Origin of the sequence: Bacillus atrophaeus, assembly GCF_001584335.1 — a bacterium.
In the GTDB taxonomy this organism is placed as follows: Bacteria; Bacillota; Bacilli; order Bacillales; family Bacillaceae; genus Bacillus; species Bacillus atrophaeus.
In genome coordinates this window covers 17,769-33,819 of sequence record NZ_LSBB01000005.1, presented here as the reverse complement: position 1 = coordinate 33,819, position 16,051 = coordinate 17,769, and the positions used below count along the sequence as shown (strand labels likewise).

Sequence of the window (16,051 nt, the reverse complement as noted above, 5' to 3'; positions counted from 1 at the left end):
AAGAATATGTACCCGGTTGACATTGAAAACGTAACCGTCGCTTATCATAAAAAGCCTGTATTGCAGGACATCTCGATGCAGGTGCCGGAAGGAAAATTGATCGGTATCATCGGACCGAACGGAGCGGGAAAATCTACTTTAATCAAAGCGATTCTGGGACTCATCCCCCGCGCATCCGGCGACGTCTCGATTTACGGAAAAACATACAGCAAGCAGCGGAAAAAAATCGGATACGTTCCCCAAAGAGGATCTGTTGATTGGGATTTTCCAACAAACGCACTTGATGTCGTCTTAATGGGGAGATATGGCCATATCGGCTGGCTGAAAAGGCCGAAAAAATCGGATGTCGGGTTAGCTAGGATTTGTTTGGACAAAGTCGGCATGCTGGACTATGCCGACAGACAAATCAGCCAGCTATCAGGCGGGCAGCAGCAGCGGGTCTTTCTTGCCAGAGCATTGTGCCAAGATGCCGATATCTATTTTATGGATGAGCCGTTTGTCGGCGTTGATGCGGCAACGGAAAGGGCAATTATTACCCTGCTGACTGAATTAAAGCAAAAGGGAAAGACCGTTCTTGTCGTTCATCATGATTTGCAGACGGCTGAAGATTATTTTGACTGGATTTTGCTGCTTAATCTCAGAAAAATTGCGTTCGGGCCAACGGAACAAGTGTTTACCATAGATAATTTGCAAAAAGCCTATGGAGGAAGGCTCGCCTTTCTCAAAGATAAAGTCATGGTTGAAGGGAGTCAGGGGTGAGTGTATTGATAGAAAATGTGTGGATTCAGCTTCAGCACCCGAATACTCAGTGGGTTTTGGCGGGAACTTTGCTTCTTGGAATCGCAAGCGGTGTTCTCGGAAGCTTCGTTCTTTTGAGAAAACAGAGTCTGATTGGTGATGCGATGGCTCATTCGGCTTTGCCGGGCGTTTGTATTGCTTTTCTCTTAACCGGACAGAAATCACTGCTGTTTTTTTTGGTCGGCGCTGCGGTTTTCGGTTTACTCGGGACATGGTGTATTCAGCAGATTACCGGGCATTCGAAAATCAAAGAGGATTCCGCTATCGGTATCGTTCTGTCTGTCTTTTTTGGTGTCGGCATCATGCTTCTGACGTATATTCAGCAACTCGGTTCCGGCAATCAAAGCGGTCTTGATTCATTTTTATTCGGCCAGGCAGCATCTTTGGTCAGACAGGATATTGTCATTATTGCAGTGATTTCAGCCGTTTTATTACTGGTTTGTGCGGTCTTTTTTAAAGAGTTCAAAATCATAACGTTTGATATGGCGTTTGCCAAAGGGCTGGGAATGCCGGTTCAGTTCCTAAACGGGCTTCTCGTTCTGCTTATCGTATGTGCCGTTGTAATCGGACTGCAGACGGTAGGTGTGATCATGATGGCGGCCATGCTGATCACACCCGCGGTTGCTGCGAGATATTGGACAGAAAACCTGACGGCTATGGCCGTAATAGCCGGTCTGATCGGCGGAATCAGCGGTGCTTCGGGAACCTTGCTGAGCACGACGATGAATGGCATGGCAACAGGGCCTCTGATCATTCTCACCGCCACCTGTGTATTTTTGCTCACTTTATTATTTGCGCCGAGGCGCGGGTTAGCCGCAAAGGCGGTCAGGCTGCTTAAACTAAGAAGAAAAACGGGTTATGAGCAGGTTCTGCTGACAATATATGAGCTGAACGAAAAAACAAAGGAAGCCGATATCACAGAAGGCATCGTGAGAAAGAAAAGGCCTATCGGTTCTGCATTATGTAAAAGGTCTTTAAGAATGCTGGAGAAAGAGGGATATATTCTTCGATCAGAACATGATACATGGAAAGTGACGCGTTCAGGACTTGAAAAAGGGTATAGACTGGCTCTTGCATATCGTATGTACGAGATATATCTAATGCATGAAATGGAGCTGTCGAGTGTGGATGCGGGCGGAATAGATGATTTTAAGCCAGACCGTTTATCGGATGAAATGAAAGAAAGGCTCGTCAGCCTCTTGAAGCTGCACGGAAGAATGCCCGCACTCCGTCCGCATCATCGTGAAATAGAGAAGGGACAGATGATCAATGAGCTTTGAGGCGTGGATTATTGTAACGGGAATATTAGTCGGTGTCAGCTGCGCATTAATCGGCACCTTTCTTGTACTAAGAAAAATGGCAATGCTTGCAGACGCGATCAGCCATACTGTATTGCTCGGCATAGTGGGAGCTTTTCTCGTCACCCGCAGTCTTGACGGTATTTCTATGTTTATCGGTGCTGCGGCAGTCGGGCTTTTAACGGCGTTTTTTGTTCAGCTGCTGCACAGCAAAGGTGTCCAGTCTGATGCTGCCATCGGTGTGGTCTTTACTTCATTATTTGCAGTGGGTGTGATTTTATTATCTGTCTACGGAGGAAATGTACATCTTGATGTCGAGCATTCATTAATGGGAGAGATCGCTTTTGTACCTTGGAATACGGTGTCCTTGTTCGGAACCGATATCGGCCCAAAAGCATTCTGGATGCTGGCGTCTGTGCTGATCATTAATTTGCTGCTTATTATACTGTGCTACAAGGAGTTTAAAATTTCTTCTTTTGATCCTGAAATGGCGCTGGCACTTGGCATTCCGGTTCTGTTTATCCATTACGTACAAATGGGAATGCTGTCGCTTACGACTGTCGCTTCCTTCGATTCCGTCGGTGCTATATTGGTGGTTGCGATGCTGATTGTCCCGCCGGCAGCCGCCTATCTGTTGACGGATCGGCTGCTGCATATGCTGATCATAAGCGCAGCGATTGGCGCACTCTCCGCCGTTTCAGGCTATTACTTTGCCACATGGCTGAATGTTTCTATTTCCGGGGCCATGGCTGCTATGACAGGCGTATTTTTCTTAACGGCCTTTTTGTTTTCTCCTGCAAATGGCTTTATTTCAAAGCGGCTGACAGGGCGAAAGGTGAAAACAAGCTGAGGGATGCTTATCAGGAGCTCTCAGCTTGTTTTCAAAAGTCATAGTAACCCCATTCGGCTGCATTCCCCATCTGCTGCTTGTGTTAATTAAGTGTTAATGAAGAATGTTTTTCCTCGAATTTCTCCGATTGTCCAGCCTTCGGTTTTGCCTGCACCCGAAGCTAAACGGCAGAGGATTCCGTTTTATTAGACAGATTCCAGTTCACCCAGCTGATTTTTTTGCTGTTTAGGTAAGTAGCCATTCTTGTGACTGTTCAGGGGAAACGTCGCTGAGAGGCATCGCTGGTTCCCCATTCCGTCACAAAAAGTGCAGGGCCTTTTTTATGCTTTGTCTCTTAGCGCCTGGCCATGGGGCGGCATAAAAACGAATACATAACGTTTTTATCTTGTAATGGATTGTCGGCCGCATCATTGACATCCTGGATCCAAGTTCTGGTGCCGACAATAATCACATTTGTTTACGAATTTCAGAAATCACTTCTTCTGTATATGGTTTTATATCACGATTCCAGTTTACATCTCCGTTTGGCTCATTGGTGATTTCAAATACACATTCAGTGTATCGCCATAAAGTTTCGACATTTCTTTGAAAAATATCTTCGCTTGGGCTTTATTCTGATTTGATTTTCCGCCACTCAGGATATGCCAGTCTATAAAGAAGCCATTCTTATTCCTCCTTTTAAGAAATATGACGATAAACTTTAGATTGTTTACACAGTTGATGACAAAATTTCTCCTAAAAAGGTTTTCCCTTTTCTCTTCAGCCTCAGCCTTGTCCAGTGTAAAAACGATTTTCTTGATTGTCTATGAATCTTAATTCTCGTTTTTAAAAATAGAAAATTCTATCTATCGGCCCTTTTAATGGATATGAGCGCTCATTATAATGAAAATGATTCTCATTTGAGTTTTAAAGGAGGCAATTTGTGAAAATGAAAAAGAAAATCGGCCTTGTATTTATCACAATGTTCTTCATGATGGTTAGTTTATCCGCTCATGTATCAGCAGCTTATAATGACGTACGAACAGGTTATGCGACGTACACAAGTTCAGGGTATTCCGGAGGGGCGGCTATGCTTGATCCGATACCGTCCGACATGAAAATTACGGCTTTAAACACGGCTGATTATAATTACGGCGGAGTGAAAGCAGCCTTAGCCGGAGCTTATTTAGAAGTCCAGGGACCGAAAGGGAAAACCACAGTATATGTAACTGATAAATATCCCGAAGGAGCATCAGGAGCGCTCGATCTTTCGCCTAATGCCTTTAAAACAATCGGCGACATGTCTAAAGGAAAAATCAACGTGAAATGGCGTGTCGTCAAAGGGCCGGTCAAGGGTCATTTTTCTTATCGGATTAAAGAGGGCAGCAGTCAGTGGTGGGCGGCTATTCAAGTCAGAAATCACAAGTATCCTGTAATGAAAATGGAGTATTACAAATCTGGAAAATGGATCGGCATGGAGAAAATGGATTATAACCATTTTGTCAGCACAAACCTGGGGACAAACTCTCTAAAGGTCAGAATAACCGATATCCGCGGGAAAACAGTGGAAGATACCATCCCTAAACTTCCTGCCGATAGTTCGTCTGATGCGTATATTGTACCGGGACATGTTCAATTCCCAGACTGAGTGGCCGGAATCACCAAAGAGGCTTTGAGTTCATACTCAAGCCTCTTTGATTAATTGGGAGCAGCTTTTTCAGCAATAATTAATGCTTATGAGGTTTAAATGTTTTACAATCTGTTTCTTCGCTATTTTCAGCAGTTTCTCCTGTATGGCTGACGACATAAATAGCATCGGCCGTACATTTATTTCCTTCGTCCCAATATGAACAGTTATTGACTTCGCATAGAATTTTTTGGTCCATGCCATCACCCTCCTAGATAAAGGTACGTTATTAGTATAGCCATCCTGTGTTGCGCTATTCCTCTTGGCGGATGTACCGTTTATCCTTCATAAACAATTTCCAGAAGAAATAGAATCCCGGAAATAAGATAATAAAGGCGACAATGTAAGTCATAAACAAAGCTCTGAAGGTTGCGGGCTCTGTAAAGCCTGACATGATGGTAATATCCGGATAAATCATATAAGGGAGATGGGCCCGTCCGTACGCGTAGCTTGCCAAGAAATATTGAATGGCAATCGCCACCACTGCGATCCTCGGTTTTCCAAGGTTTTTGCCGAAGCGTTTGTTAGGCAAAAAGAGGGCGATGCCGGCGATAATAAATGTGACCACCGAGGCAATAAGCCAGGTCAAATCCTTCATCATTCCGGTATAAAGCCAATTTGCTTCATTTCGCAAGGTAAGTAAAATAAACATGGCCATTATGAGTGACAGCGGCCCGGTAATCAAGGCGCTTCTTCTGTAAATGCGAAATGCGTGCTCTTCCTCCGCCACGTTTGAAAAATCCGCCAGAAGCAGCGAGGAGAGAAACAATGTGGTTAAAATCGCAAATCCGATAAATGAATAAGCATTAGGGCTTGTAAAGATGCTGGCCATGTTTAAATGATAAATGCCATTCGTTTTTTCAATAAATCCTCCATGTGTCACCGGCAGGACAAGAATTAAAACTGCGGGGATAATAAAACCAGAGATGCCGGAAATGTATCTCATGATTTTACGTTCCTTCGCCGTATTTGAAAAAACGAGAAATCCGCTCCGAATCGCCAAAAGCAGTAAAATAATGCTGCCCGGAATCAATAAAACCGTACCAAGCACAAAGGTGGCCCCCGGAAAGAAACTAAACAGCGCGACGACAATGGCGACAATAAAAACGTTTGTGACTTCCCAAGTCGGCGACAAATACCGGTTGGCGATGCCGGTCGCTTTTGTTTGTTCTTTATTCAAATAGATCATGGACCAAAAGCCGGCCCCAAAATCCATTGTCGCCATAACGGCATATATAAACACAAATCCCCATACAATTGAAATTGCGATCAGAGCATCTGATGAAATGTCCATTTGCATCAATATAACTTCCTTCCATTTGTAATTAAGACTCTGCCGCTTTTAAGTCCTCTTCAACGGGATGCTTGCGGAAATAATAAAGCAGCACATAAACGACAGCTGCTCCCAGCACGGCGTAGACAAAAGTAAAGAGCATAAATAATACGCCGATTGAGCCTGTTGTCGTGACGACATCCGAGGTTTTCAAAAGGTGATAGATTACCCACGGCTGTCTTCCCGTACAGGCGAAAATCCAGCCGAATTCAATTCCGATCAAACTGAGCGGCCCCGCCGTTACGAAAATGACCAGCAGCCACGTCGGAAAGCGGTCTTTTTTCAATACTTTTTTCCATAGTAAGCCGACGATGGAATAGAGGATAAGCACCATTGCTATTCCGACCATCCCGTTAAATAATGTGTGAATGAATAATGGAGGCCATTCATCTTTTGGAAAAGCATTTAAGCCTTTTACCACGGTGTCAAAGCTGTTTGCTGCCAAAAAGCTTAAGGCCCAGGGAACTTCAATGGCCCATTTTACCTTTTCTTCATTTGCATCCGTAAAGCCGCCGATCGCTAACGGCGCATGCGACCTGGTTTCAAACAGCCCTTCCGCTCCCGCCAGTTTTTCCGGCTGATATTTATAAAGCATTTGAGCTGACTCATGACCGTTCAGAGACGTAACCACAGAAAAGATTCCGCCGATGATCAAAGCGAGCAGCAGCGCCTTGCGGTGAAAACGGTAGACTTTTTCATTTTTTCTTGTTCGGATCATTTTGTAGGCGGCAATAGAAGCAACAATGAAAGCCCCGGTCATAAAAGCAGTCAATACGACATGGGTTGCGGTGACGAAAAAGCTAGGGTTAAAAAATGCCGCCCATGGATCAACATCCGTAATCTGTCCGTTTACGATTTTAAAACCGGCTGGCGTCCCTTCAAACGCATGGACATTTGTAATGAGAACAGCTGAAGCCGCCGCTCCGATTAAAACAAACACGACGGCGGTAATCCGCATCGCAGGGGTTAAACGGTCCGCAGCGTACACATAAATGGACATAAACAGTGCTTCTATGAAAAAAGCATAAATTTCGATCTGAAACGGAAGCGACATCACTCTTCCGATAACCTCCATAAAGCCGGGCCATAACAAAGCCAGCTGTGTTCCTGCGATGGTTCCGGTCGGGATGGCCACCCCCAGCAGAACAGCCTGCGCCTTTGTCCATCTTTTTGCCATAATCGCGTAATGATCATCCTTTGTTTTTTGGTAAATCAATTCCGCCATTAAAATCATGAGCGGCAAGCCGACACCCAGCGTTGCGAAAATGATATGAAAGCCCATTGTCGTGCCAAATAGACTTCTAGCCAAAACCAAATCATCCACCTGAATAAACCACCTTTCTTGTAGACGTTCTAATGTAATGTGGTTTTATTATTTGCTTCCACGATTAGATTATTCTTCCTATTGTTGAAAAACATCAGTTTATGATGCATGAAAATAGGGTAATTATATAGTATCGGATCAGGCAGCCTGATTGACAAAGCACATGATAGGTTGTAGAATAAAGCGTAATAATTACGATTTAGGAAGGGAGTTTATGATGAAAAAAGGAATCCATCCAGAGAGTCATCAAGTCATTTTCCAAGACGTGAACAGCGGATACCGCTTTTTGAGCCATTCAACTAAAAAATCGGAAGAGACCGCTGAGTGGGAAGACGGAAACACATATCCGGTTATCAAAGTGGAAGTAAGTTCAGATACGCACCCATTCTACACAGGCCGTCAAAAGTTTAATGAAAAAGGCGGAAGGGTCGAGCAGTTTAACAAAAGATACAATATGGGAAAATAGGACAAGCCGCAGGGTTTGTCTTTTTTTTGCACAAAAAGCCGCTTACAATCCTTTGTAAGCGGCTCTCTGTTATTGAGAAATAAACTTGGGCAGCGGGTCTTCAAACAGAGACCAGTCGGCCGTCATTTCTTCATCTGTGAGCAAACAAGTGTCGAGTGAGGCGGTGATATCGGCTCGGTCCATTTGAATGCCTATAAAAACTAGCTCTGTCTTACGATCTCCATATCGCTCATCCCAGTTTTCGAGCAGCCCGGGATCATCCAGAAATGCTTCTTGGCGTTCCTCTTCAGAATAAGCGGCTATCCAATCTCCGGCTCCTTGTATCATAAGAGATGTTCCGGCCTGAGAAAGCAGCCCCGCTGTATCGTTTCTGCTCGCAAGCCAGAAAAATCCCTTAGCGCGTACGATATCTGTCGGCCATTTTTCCAGCCAGTTCATGAGACGCACGGGGTGGAAAGGTTTTTGTCTCCGATACACAAAAGAAGTGATCCCGTATTCTTCTGTTTCCGGCGTATGTTCTTCATTTAGTTCTTTTATCCAGCCTGCGGACTGGCTTGATTTTTCAAAATCAAAGCGAAACGTATTCAGCAGCAGATCAGGTGAAATTCTCCCATAGGATACAGGGTGTATGATACTGTCTGTATTCAGTTTCTTCAGAACGGCGGTCAGCTGATCAACTTCCTGCTGGCTGAGCAAGTCAATTTTGTTCAATAAAATGACATCGGCAAACTCGATTTGATCAATTAGCAGGTCAGCAATCTCACGCTCATCCCCGGGGGCGGCCCCTTGTTTTCTGTCCAGCAAACTTTCACCTGAGGAGAAATCCTTCCAAAATCTATTGCCGTCAACAACTGTCACCATTGTATCCAATCTGCAAAGGGATGTTACATCCGCTCCCAGGTCTTCGTTCTTATAAGTGAACGTCTGAGCGACGGGGATCGGTTCGCTGATGCCGGATGATTCAATAAGTATATAATTAATTCCGCCGGCTTCCGCCAATTTTTTGACTTCAAGCAAAAGGTCGTCCCGAAGTGTGCAGCAAATACAGCCGTTTTGCATCTCGACCAGTTTTTCCTCGGTTCGTTTCACATGTGTTTTTTTTATAAGAGCACTGTCGATATTGATCTCGCTCATATCGTTCACAATCAGAGCAATCTTCAAACCGTGGGCTTCATTCAGCAAATGGCTCAGAAGAGTTGTTTTCCCCGCGCCTAAATAACCGCTCAAAACAGTAACAGGAATCCGTTTGTCCATAATAATCCTCCTGTATTAAATAAGAATAATTACGATTTGATCTTTTTAAATGGTACAACACAGATGACGAAAATACAAGTTGTATGATATATTGATGAATAAAAAGATTAAGAAAGGAATCACCACATGAGTCTTCTTAATGACATTTTAGAATATAATCAAACTTTCATTGAACGTAAGGATTATGAAAAATATCAAACATCTAAGTTTCCAGATAAAAAAGTAGCCATTTTATCCTGCATGGATACCCGTCTAGTCGAATTGCTGCCGCATGCGATGAATATGCGTAACGGTGATGTGAAAATTATTAAAAGTGCGGGCGCTCTCGTCTCCCATCCTTTTGGAAGTATAATGAGAAGCCTTTTGGTTGCGGTCTATGAGCTGAACGCTGACGAGGTCTGCGTTATCGGTCATCATGATTGCGGCATGAGCAAAATTGACAGTGAGAGCATGCTGAATAAGATTGTGGAAAGAGGAATTCCTGAAGAACGGATTCAAATGCTAAAGCATTCAGGGGTTGATTTTGACCAATGGCTGAAGAGTTTTGATTCTGTAGAAGAAAGCGTCACAGACAGTGTGAATGTGATTAAACACCATCCGCTGTTTCCTGACAATGTCCCAGTCCACGGTCTTGTGATCGAGCCTGAGACCGGAAAGCTTGATCTTGTGATCGACGGCTATAAAGAAATGAACTAGTGCTTGCGTTTTTTTTCAGGGACGGGGTCGACACCTCCCGGATGAAGCGGATGACATTTTAAGATCCGCTTCAGCGTCAGCCATCCTCCTTTTAGAGCGCCGTGCGTTTTGATCGCTTCAATTCCGTATTGTGAACAAGTCGGATAGAAGCGGCAGGACGGGGGCGTCAGCGGGGATATGAATTTTTGATAACATCTGATTAGACCAATGAAGATAGTTTTCATTTTCTCAGCAACCTTTCTGTTGCTAGTATAAAAAAAAATGCAAAAAATGAAAAGCTTTCTCCATAATTCTGATTGGGAAAGTATGTTATAATGAATGTACACTAGAAAAAGGGAGAGTGCCATTATGCCTTCAGTAGAAAGTTTTGAACTTGACCATAATGCGGTTGTAGCTCCATATGTAAGACATTGCGGCGTGCATAAAGTGGGAACGGACGGCGTTGTGAATAAGTTTGATATTCGCTTTTGCCAGCCGAACAAACAGGCGATGAAGCCTGATACCATTCACACACTTGAACACTTGCTCGCTTTTACGATTCGGACGCACTCTGAGAAATATGATCATTTTGATATTATTGATATTTCGCCGATGGGTTGCCAGACGGGCTATTATCTTGTCGTCAGCGGTGAACCGACTGCTGAGGAAATCGTTGATTTGCTTGACGCGACTTTGAAGGAAGCGGTTGAGATTACAGAAATCCCTGCGGCAAACGAGAAGCAGTGCGGCCAGGCGAAGCTACACGATTTAGAAGGCGCAAAACGCCTCATGCGCTTCTGGCTGTCACAGGATAAAGAAGACCTATTAAAAGTATTTGGATAAAAACAAAAGACCTTTTTGCCTGCTGCAAAAAGGTCTTTTTTATATGTTTTGAAACATTCACAATTTAACCGTGTGATTTAGTGTAAGCGTTTGCTAGAATAAGGTAAACGATGAAAAAGGGTGATGGGATGAAAAAACTGATATTTGCAGGATTGTGCAGCGGTGTTTTTTTGCTTTCTTCTTGCGGAAATGCCAAGGATGAAGCTAGTTCGAGTGATGTCCCAAAGGCTTTGGAAGTAAAGCTTACCGGACCGGAGGAAGTCCAGCCTAACGAGAAAGCGGCTTACCAAGCAGCGGTCGTTTACGGTGATGAGCCGGTCACAGACGCAGATGAAGTCGAGTTTGAAGTATGGAAGGAAGGTGAAAAAAGCAGCAGCAGTCAATTTAAAGCAAGCAAGAAAGAAAAAGGAGTATACCGCTTTGAAACTGATTTTAAAGATGACGGTTTGTATATCGTTCAATCCCACGTGACGGCTAAACAGCAGCATAGCATGCCGACCATTCAAGTGCGCGTCGGGGATGCCGAAACCGATAGCGGTTCCTCCGGCAAAGAAACAGATGAGCATTCACATCATCACTGACGTTTTGATTGATGAGGCAGCTTAGGATTTTCGTCTTCAGGAGAATCAACGGTATGTTTAAAATCATAGGCTTTCACCGTCGTCCATATGGATAAAAACAATACGGCAAGCACGATCAGAAACCCCACGCTCATGAGCAGCAGCATGAAAAAACCTCCTTTTTCACAATTGTAACATAGTGGAAGAAAATATGGCAGGCGGCTAAAAAAATAGGTTTTAGCGTACGATAAAAGGGGTATATCAATACTAAACACAAGGAGGACGATAAAAATGTCAGACAAACTAATTCAAGCAGTCAATAAACAAGTAGCCAACTGGACTGTCATGTATGTGAAACTACATAATTATCATTGGTATGTAAAAGGGAAAGATTTCTTCACACTGCATGAAAAATTCGAAGAGCTTTATAACGAAACCGCTACCTACATTGATGATTTAGCAGAGCGTCTGCTTGCGTTAAACGGCAAACCGATTGCAACAATGAGAGAATCGCTGGAAACAGCCTCTGTGAAAGAAGCAGATGGAAATGAAACGGCGGAACAAATGGTGCAAAGCGTGTATGATGATTTTACCGTTATTGCTGAAGAGCTTAAAAGCGGCATGGATTTAGCAGACGAAGTCGGTGACGAAACGACGGGAGATATGCTGCTTGCAATCCATCAAAACATTGAAAAGCATAATTGGATGTTAAAAGCATATTTAGGATAATCACCACATGTAAGCCGGACGCTTTAAAGCGTGTCCGGCTTTTGATTTGCCTTTTAAAATTGGGCGAGAACCAGTCCAATTTTCTGTAAAATCCAGTCCGTTCCTCCTTTTTCTCATAGAATATGGTAAGGCCGTTTCTGTGAAAGGATGTTGGGACAAATGGATAGAGACTTTGGCATCTTTTCGTTTTTTGCTGTCAGTGTATCAGCAGCGGGGTTTTTCTTCGGCGGTTTTCAGTATTCATTTTTGATTTTGCTTTCTTTAATGGCGATTGAATTTATCAGTACGACCTTAAAGGAATCCATTCTGCACAAACTGGCGTTAAGAAATACTTTTGCCCGTCTTGTCAAAAAAATAGTGACGCTCTCTCTTATCTCTGTTTGCCATTTTTTTGATCAGCTTATGAAAACAGAAGGGTCGATGCGTGACTTGGCCATTATGTTTTATATTTTATACGAATCTGTGCAAATCGTGATTACGGCAAGTTCTCTCGGGGTTCCGGTCCCGCAGATGCTGATTGACCTTTTGGACACATTAAAAAATAAATTCCGCCGCAAACCGTAACTTTTGCCTGTCGGCTGGTCATAATAAAGCAATAATGGACAAAGGGTGATCAGTGTGACAACAAAAAGATATTATATCTCATTACAGGACGGGCTGATTTCTCAGAATTCAGACGCATCACCGTGGCAATTTGCTATTATGGCGGATGAAGATGACGTGTTAGCTTTACGTGAATATTTTGATCAGCTTTATCTCTCAGATCGGAATAGTTTTCTTCGGGCGCATGTGCCTTTTGTTGAGTATCATTATGACTCGCAGAATGATCAGGCAGACCGCATTCGCAAAGAACTGTACGAGCTGATTTATAAACTGGGTGATGATCCCACGCGTTCTTTTATAAGCGAAAACGGTCTGATATGAAAATTGAGAAAAGTTTCCCTGCAACACGCCTAACCGGCTGATTTTTTGATAAAAAGCTTCCGAAGAAACGTAACTATGGTATGATGTAGGGAAGATAGCACGGTGCGGATAAGAGGGATAAATATGTACGAGTTTAAAGACTATTACCAAAATACTGTTCAGCTTTCATTTGAGGATCAGCCTTTTTCAGACAGCCCGAAGCATGTCTGGGTCATCTGCCGTTACGGTGACCGATGGTTATTGACAGAGCATGAAGACCGGGGATATGAGTTTCCGGGCGGAAAAGTAGAACCTATGGAGCGCGCGGAAGAGGCGGCGGTTCGTGAAGTGAAAGAGGAAACCGGAGCATCAGTGAAAAAACTTCACTATGTAGGGCAGTATAAAGTGCTTGGGAAAGAAAAAGTTATCGTGAAAAACATCTATTTTGCGGACATTGAAAAGCTTGAAAAACAAACCAGCTATTTTGAAACGAAAGGTCCGGTTTTGTTCAGTGAGCTTCCGGAACATCTTCCGCGAAATAAAAAATTCAGTTTCATTATGAAGGATTCAGTGCTTCCGATCAGTCTGAAAAAGCTGCGGGAAGACGGATTCATTGATTAAAAAAGACCCGGCGCCGCAGGCCGGGTCTTTTTTAGCGGTGATCGCTTCGTCCCTTCGTCCATTTCTTTTCTAACAGCTCTACCCCTTGGTACATAAGCGTCGCGAATATCGCGATGATAAACAGGCTTAAGAATACAAGCGTGAAGTTGAACACCTGAAATCCATAAATAATCATATAGCCTAATCCTTTAGCTGAAACAAGAAACTCCCCGACGATGACACCAACCCATGATAAACCGACATTCACCTTCAGTGTTGAGATAATAGCAGGAGATGATGCCGGCAGGATCACTTCTTTAAAAATGACACGTTTTTTGGCGCCAAATGTATTCATCACTTTCAAATAGTTTTCGTCTACTTCCTGAAAAGCTGTGTAGACCACAATGGCAGTTATAATGACACTGATTACTGCTCCCATCGCAATGATGCTGATAAAGCTGGGACCGAGGGCAACGATGAGGATCGGGCCAAGCGCTACTTTTGGCATCGCATTTAAAACGACAAGATAGGGATCTAAAATCTGCGCCAATTTATTCGACCACCACAATAATGCAGCGAGACATGTGCCGAGAAACGTACCAAGCAAAAAGCCGAGTACGGTTTCAAATAAGGTGACTCCGATATGTTCTCCTAAAGAGCCATCCGTTATTTTTTCTATAAACAAGCTCCACACCGCAGACGGAGAGCTGAAGATCAATGGATCAATCCAGCCTGCTTTGCTGGAAATCTCCCAAGATGAAAAAAAGACGATAAAGATGGCTAATTGAAAGGTATGCACCTTCCATTTCTCTCTTTTATGTTTTTTCTGAAATTGCTGATGGAGCACTTCAATACTCTCTTTGCTGCTTTTCAAGGGAATTCAGCTCCTTCCATATGGTCTGAAACAGCGGTTGGAAGGAAGGGTCCTGCCTCGCGTCAAATGGGGGCATTGCTGCCAGCTCTTTAGGTACGGTGAAAATTTGATGAATGGTGCCGGGCTGATTAGAAAAGAGAAAGATGGTATCGCTCATCGCGATGGCTTCACCGATGTCATGAGTGACAAGAATCGCTGTTTTTTGATACTCCTTCAACGTGCGGAATACAAGGTTTTCCAAACTCAGCTTCGTTTGAAAATCAAGTGCAGAAAATGGTTCATCGAGGAGCAGCAGACTGGGATTCGGAGCAAGCGTTCTGGCTAACGCCGCGCGCTGGCGCATACCGCCTGACAGTTCTTTTGGATATTTCTTTTCAACGTCATACAGTCCGAGTTCTGGCAGAAGACTGAGTGCTTCCGCCCTTTTTTCTTCAGTCAATGTTTTCGCGATTTTTAATCCGAGGAGCACATTATCTTCGATTGATTTCCAAGGAAATAAATAATCTTGCTGCAGCATGTAGCCGATGTTGTGTTCTTTTTGGTTAGGTTCTTGGCCTTCTATTAAAACTTGGCCTTCCGATGGTGATATGATACCGGCGATAATGGAAAGCAGGGTCGTTTTTCCGCAGCCGCTCGGTCCGAGAAATGAGATGAAATCACCCTTCTCGGCATCAAAATGAATATCCTTTACCGCTGTGGTTTTTCGCTTTAAAGAGAAATAAGTATGAGTCACATGGTCAACATGTAAGAAAGACATGAATGGCGCCTCCTATTTTTCTGAGGTGACTTTTTTCGCAATTTTTGTATCTACAAGCTGGCTGTATGGAATATGCTTCGGCAGTTCTCCGGCTTGATCCATAATCATTTGGAGCTGCTCCCATTCCTTTTCATTAAGGAGAGGGTCTGTTGAAAATGAGTTCTGTTTTTTATAGCGATCAATAGACGCTTCGATGATATCCGGCTCTGTATCGTCAAATTCGCTTTGAATGGCTTCTGCGATTTCCTTCGACGAATGCTTTTCCACCCACTGTTGCGCTTTATACACGGCGCGGGTGAATTTTTCCGCTGTTTCTTCATGTTCGGTCAGGTAGCTTTTTTTTGCCATAAACGTTGTATAAGGGACCCTGCCTGATTCTTCACCGAATGAAGCGACGATATGTCCGATGCCTTCTTTTTCAAAAAGGGAAGCGGTCGGTTCAAATAACTGGACATAATCACCCGTTCCGGAGGCGAATGCATTTGCGATATTCGCAAAATCAATGTTCTGAATGAGGTCAACGTCTTTCTGCGGATCAATATTGTGTTTATTGAGAACAAATTCGCCCGCCATCTGAGGCATTCCGCCTTTTCGCTGTCCGAGGAAGGTTTTTCCTTTAACCATATCCCAGTCAAAGTTTTCAATATCTTCTCTCGCTACGAGAAAGGTGCCGTCAGTCTGAGTCAGCTGGGCAAAATTAATAACCGGGTCTTTGGCTCCTTGAGATTCCACATAAATGGATGTTTCAGACCCGACAAGCGCAATATCAGACCCGTTTGAAAGAAGTGACGTCATCGTTTTATCGCCGCCCCAGGTTGTTTTTACCTCGATATCCAGTCCTTCTTCTTTAAAAAAACCTTTTGAAACTGCAACATACAAAGGTGCATAAAAAATCGAATGGGTGACTTCAGCCACTTTGACCTTCGTCAGTTTTGCCTCTTGCTTGCAGGCTGACAGGGCAAAGATGAGAAAAGCGCTGCACACAATGGCACAGCCTGTTTGGATCCATTTGTTCACCGGGGTTAACCTCCTTATTCGAGCATCATATCAATATACATTTTCGCTTTACATATCGTATGATGGGTATAAAAATGTGTGAATGCCCAGTGCACTCTCATAGG

At 43.7% G+C, this 16,051-nt stretch carries 21 protein-coding genes and 1 pseudogene; 12 read left to right on the top strand and 10 right to left on the bottom strand.

Annotation, left to right across the window (positions count from 1 at the left end):
• Nucleotides 1-6 precede the first annotated feature (6 nt).
• From AXI57_RS07340 to AXI57_RS07330, 3 genes are read left to right on the top strand one after another with little or no spacing between them, the layout of a single operon-like run.
• On the top strand, nucleotides 7-759 hold the full coding sequence (locus AXI57_RS07340) for a metal ABC transporter ATP-binding protein (RefSeq protein ID WP_003324923.1): 753 nt from the start codon (nucleotides 7-9) through the stop codon (nucleotides 757-759).
• On the top strand, nucleotides 756-2,078 hold the full coding sequence (locus tag AXI57_RS07335; RefSeq protein WP_274379306.1) for a metal ABC transporter permease: 1,323 nt from the start codon (nucleotides 756-758) through the stop codon (nucleotides 2,076-2,078). The genes AXI57_RS07340 and AXI57_RS07335 overlap by 4 nt, the downstream gene beginning before the upstream one ends.
• Nucleotides 2,068-2,946 (top strand): metal ABC transporter permease, encoded by an 879-nt coding sequence (locus AXI57_RS07330; protein ID WP_003324926.1) that lies wholly within the window; start codon nucleotides 2,068-2,070, stop codon nucleotides 2,944-2,946. Before AXI57_RS07335 ends, AXI57_RS07330 begins: the two co-directional genes overlap by 11 nt.
• Before the next feature lie 95 nt (nucleotides 2,947-3,041).
• Here AXI57_RS07330 and AXI57_RS21975 read toward each other — a convergent pair.
• A pseudogene (locus AXI57_RS21975) lies at nucleotides 3,042-3,599 on the bottom strand (glycoside hydrolase family 5 protein); the annotation flags it as partial.
• A gap of 308 nt (nucleotides 3,600-3,907) precedes the next feature.
• Between AXI57_RS21975 and exlX the strand changes: the two are divergent.
• Nucleotides 3,908-4,573 carry an expansin ExlX gene (exlX, locus tag AXI57_RS07325; RefSeq protein ID WP_371176596.1) on the top strand — a complete coding sequence of 222 codons (666 nt, stop codon included), beginning with the start codon at nucleotides 3,908-3,910 and terminating at the stop codon, nucleotides 4,571-4,573.
• A gap of 79 nt (nucleotides 4,574-4,652) precedes the next feature.
• On the opposite strand, the gene AXI57_RS20735 is transcribed toward exlX, so the two are convergent.
• From AXI57_RS20735 to AXI57_RS07315, 3 genes are read right to left on the bottom strand one after another with little or no spacing between them, the layout of a single operon-like run.
• Nucleotides 4,653-4,811, bottom strand: coding sequence for a DUF1540 domain-containing protein (locus AXI57_RS20735; RefSeq protein WP_003324931.1), 159 nt, complete (start codon nucleotides 4,809-4,811; stop codon nucleotides 4,653-4,655).
• A gap of 54 nt (nucleotides 4,812-4,865) precedes the next feature.
• Nucleotides 4,866-5,906: a cytochrome d ubiquinol oxidase subunit II gene (locus AXI57_RS07320; RefSeq protein ID WP_035175529.1), complete on the bottom strand. Its 1,041-nt coding sequence runs from the start codon at nucleotides 5,904-5,906 to the stop codon at nucleotides 4,866-4,868.
• 31 nt (nucleotides 5,907-5,937) lie between these two features.
• Nucleotides 5,938-7,269 carry a cytochrome ubiquinol oxidase subunit I gene (locus tag AXI57_RS07315; RefSeq protein ID WP_003324933.1) on the bottom strand — a complete coding sequence of 444 codons (1,332 nt, stop codon included), beginning with the start codon at nucleotides 7,267-7,269 and terminating at the stop codon, nucleotides 5,938-5,940.
• A gap of 217 nt (nucleotides 7,270-7,486) precedes the next feature.
• Between AXI57_RS07315 and AXI57_RS07310 the strand changes: the two genes are divergently transcribed.
• Nucleotides 7,487-7,735 carry a type B 50S ribosomal protein L31 gene (locus tag AXI57_RS07310; protein ID WP_003324934.1) on the top strand — a complete coding sequence of 83 codons (249 nt, stop codon included), beginning with the start codon at nucleotides 7,487-7,489 and terminating at the stop codon, nucleotides 7,733-7,735.
• A 69-nt stretch (nucleotides 7,736-7,804) separates the two neighbouring features.
• Here the strand turns inward: AXI57_RS07310 and AXI57_RS07305 are convergent, their stop codons facing one another.
• Nucleotides 7,805-8,989 carry a GTP-binding protein gene (locus AXI57_RS07305; protein ID WP_081112762.1) on the bottom strand — a complete coding sequence of 395 codons (1,185 nt, stop codon included), beginning with the start codon at nucleotides 8,987-8,989 and terminating at the stop codon, nucleotides 7,805-7,807.
• Nucleotides 8,990-9,115: 126 nt separating this feature from the next.
• Here AXI57_RS07305 and AXI57_RS07300 point away from each other — a divergent pair, with 126 nt between their 5' ends.
• The gene (locus AXI57_RS07300) at nucleotides 9,116-9,685 is read left to right on the top strand and encodes a beta-class carbonic anhydrase (protein WP_003324937.1); all 570 of its coding nucleotides are present in this window, start codon (nucleotides 9,116-9,118) and stop codon (nucleotides 9,683-9,685) included.
• Here the strand turns inward: AXI57_RS07300 and yidD are convergent.
• Nucleotides 9,682-9,909: a membrane protein insertion efficiency factor YidD gene (yidD, locus tag AXI57_RS07295; RefSeq protein ID WP_003324939.1), complete on the bottom strand. Its 228-nt coding sequence runs from the start codon at nucleotides 9,907-9,909 to the stop codon at nucleotides 9,682-9,684. The two genes, AXI57_RS07300 and yidD, sit on opposite strands and share 4 nt — an antisense overlap.
• A gap of 124 nt (nucleotides 9,910-10,033) precedes the next feature.
• Here yidD and AXI57_RS07290 point away from each other — a divergent pair, with 124 nt between their 5' ends.
• Together AXI57_RS07290 and AXI57_RS07285 are read left to right on the top strand one after the other, a co-directional pair.
• Complete coding sequence (locus AXI57_RS07290) at nucleotides 10,034-10,507, top strand: S-ribosylhomocysteine lyase (RefSeq protein WP_003324940.1); 474 nt, start codon at nucleotides 10,034-10,036, stop codon at nucleotides 10,505-10,507.
• Between the two features lie 128 nt (nucleotides 10,508-10,635).
• On the top strand, nucleotides 10,636-11,088 hold the full coding sequence (locus tag AXI57_RS07285; RefSeq protein ID WP_003324941.1) for a FixH family protein: 453 nt from the start codon (nucleotides 10,636-10,638) through the stop codon (nucleotides 11,086-11,088).
• Here the strand turns inward: AXI57_RS07285 and ytzI are convergent.
• Nucleotides 11,082-11,234: a YtzI protein gene (ytzI, locus tag AXI57_RS07280; protein WP_003324942.1), complete on the bottom strand. Its 153-nt coding sequence runs from the start codon at nucleotides 11,232-11,234 to the stop codon at nucleotides 11,082-11,084. The genes AXI57_RS07285 and ytzI overlap by 7 nt on opposite strands.
• Before the next feature lie 124 nt (nucleotides 11,235-11,358).
• Here ytzI and AXI57_RS07275 point away from each other — a divergent pair, with 124 nt between their 5' ends.
• From AXI57_RS07275 to ytkD, 4 genes are all read left to right on the top strand, one after another.
• A complete protein-coding gene (locus AXI57_RS07275; protein ID WP_003324943.1) occupies nucleotides 11,359-11,796 on the top strand; it encodes a Dps family protein in 438 nt (145 codons plus the stop codon).
• A gap of 159 nt (nucleotides 11,797-11,955) precedes the next feature.
• Nucleotides 11,956-12,360, top strand: coding sequence for a phage holin family protein (locus AXI57_RS07270; RefSeq protein ID WP_061571911.1), 405 nt, complete (start codon nucleotides 11,956-11,958; stop codon nucleotides 12,358-12,360).
• 54 nt (nucleotides 12,361-12,414) lie between these two features.
• The gene (locus AXI57_RS07265; protein WP_003324945.1) at nucleotides 12,415-12,720 is read left to right on the top strand and encodes a hypothetical protein; all 306 of its coding nucleotides are present in this window, start codon (nucleotides 12,415-12,417) and stop codon (nucleotides 12,718-12,720) included.
• A 123-nt stretch (nucleotides 12,721-12,843) separates the two neighbouring features.
• Complete coding sequence (ytkD, locus tag AXI57_RS07260) at nucleotides 12,844-13,320, top strand: RNA deprotection pyrophosphohydrolase (RefSeq protein ID WP_003324946.1); 477 nt, start codon at nucleotides 12,844-12,846, stop codon at nucleotides 13,318-13,320.
• 31 nt (nucleotides 13,321-13,351) lie between these two features.
• Here ytkD and AXI57_RS07255 read toward each other — a convergent pair whose 3' ends face one another.
• Genes AXI57_RS07255 through AXI57_RS07245 form a run of 3 tightly spaced genes read right to left on the bottom strand, consistent with a single transcriptional unit; the run spans nucleotide 13,352 to nucleotide 15,947 of the window.
• A complete protein-coding gene (locus AXI57_RS07255; protein WP_061669709.1) occupies nucleotides 13,352-14,173 on the bottom strand; it encodes an ABC transporter permease in 822 nt (273 codons plus the stop codon).
• On the bottom strand, nucleotides 14,148-14,930 hold the full coding sequence (locus AXI57_RS07250; protein WP_061669708.1) for an ABC transporter ATP-binding protein: 783 nt from the start codon (nucleotides 14,928-14,930) through the stop codon (nucleotides 14,148-14,150). Before AXI57_RS07250 ends, AXI57_RS07255 begins: the two co-directional genes overlap by 26 nt.
• A 12-nt stretch (nucleotides 14,931-14,942) precedes the next feature.
• Nucleotides 14,943-15,947 carry an ABC transporter substrate-binding protein gene (locus AXI57_RS07245; protein ID WP_061669707.1) on the bottom strand — a complete coding sequence of 335 codons (1,005 nt, stop codon included), beginning with the start codon at nucleotides 15,945-15,947 and terminating at the stop codon, nucleotides 14,943-14,945.
• Between the last annotated feature and the right edge of the window lie 104 nt (nucleotides 15,948-16,051).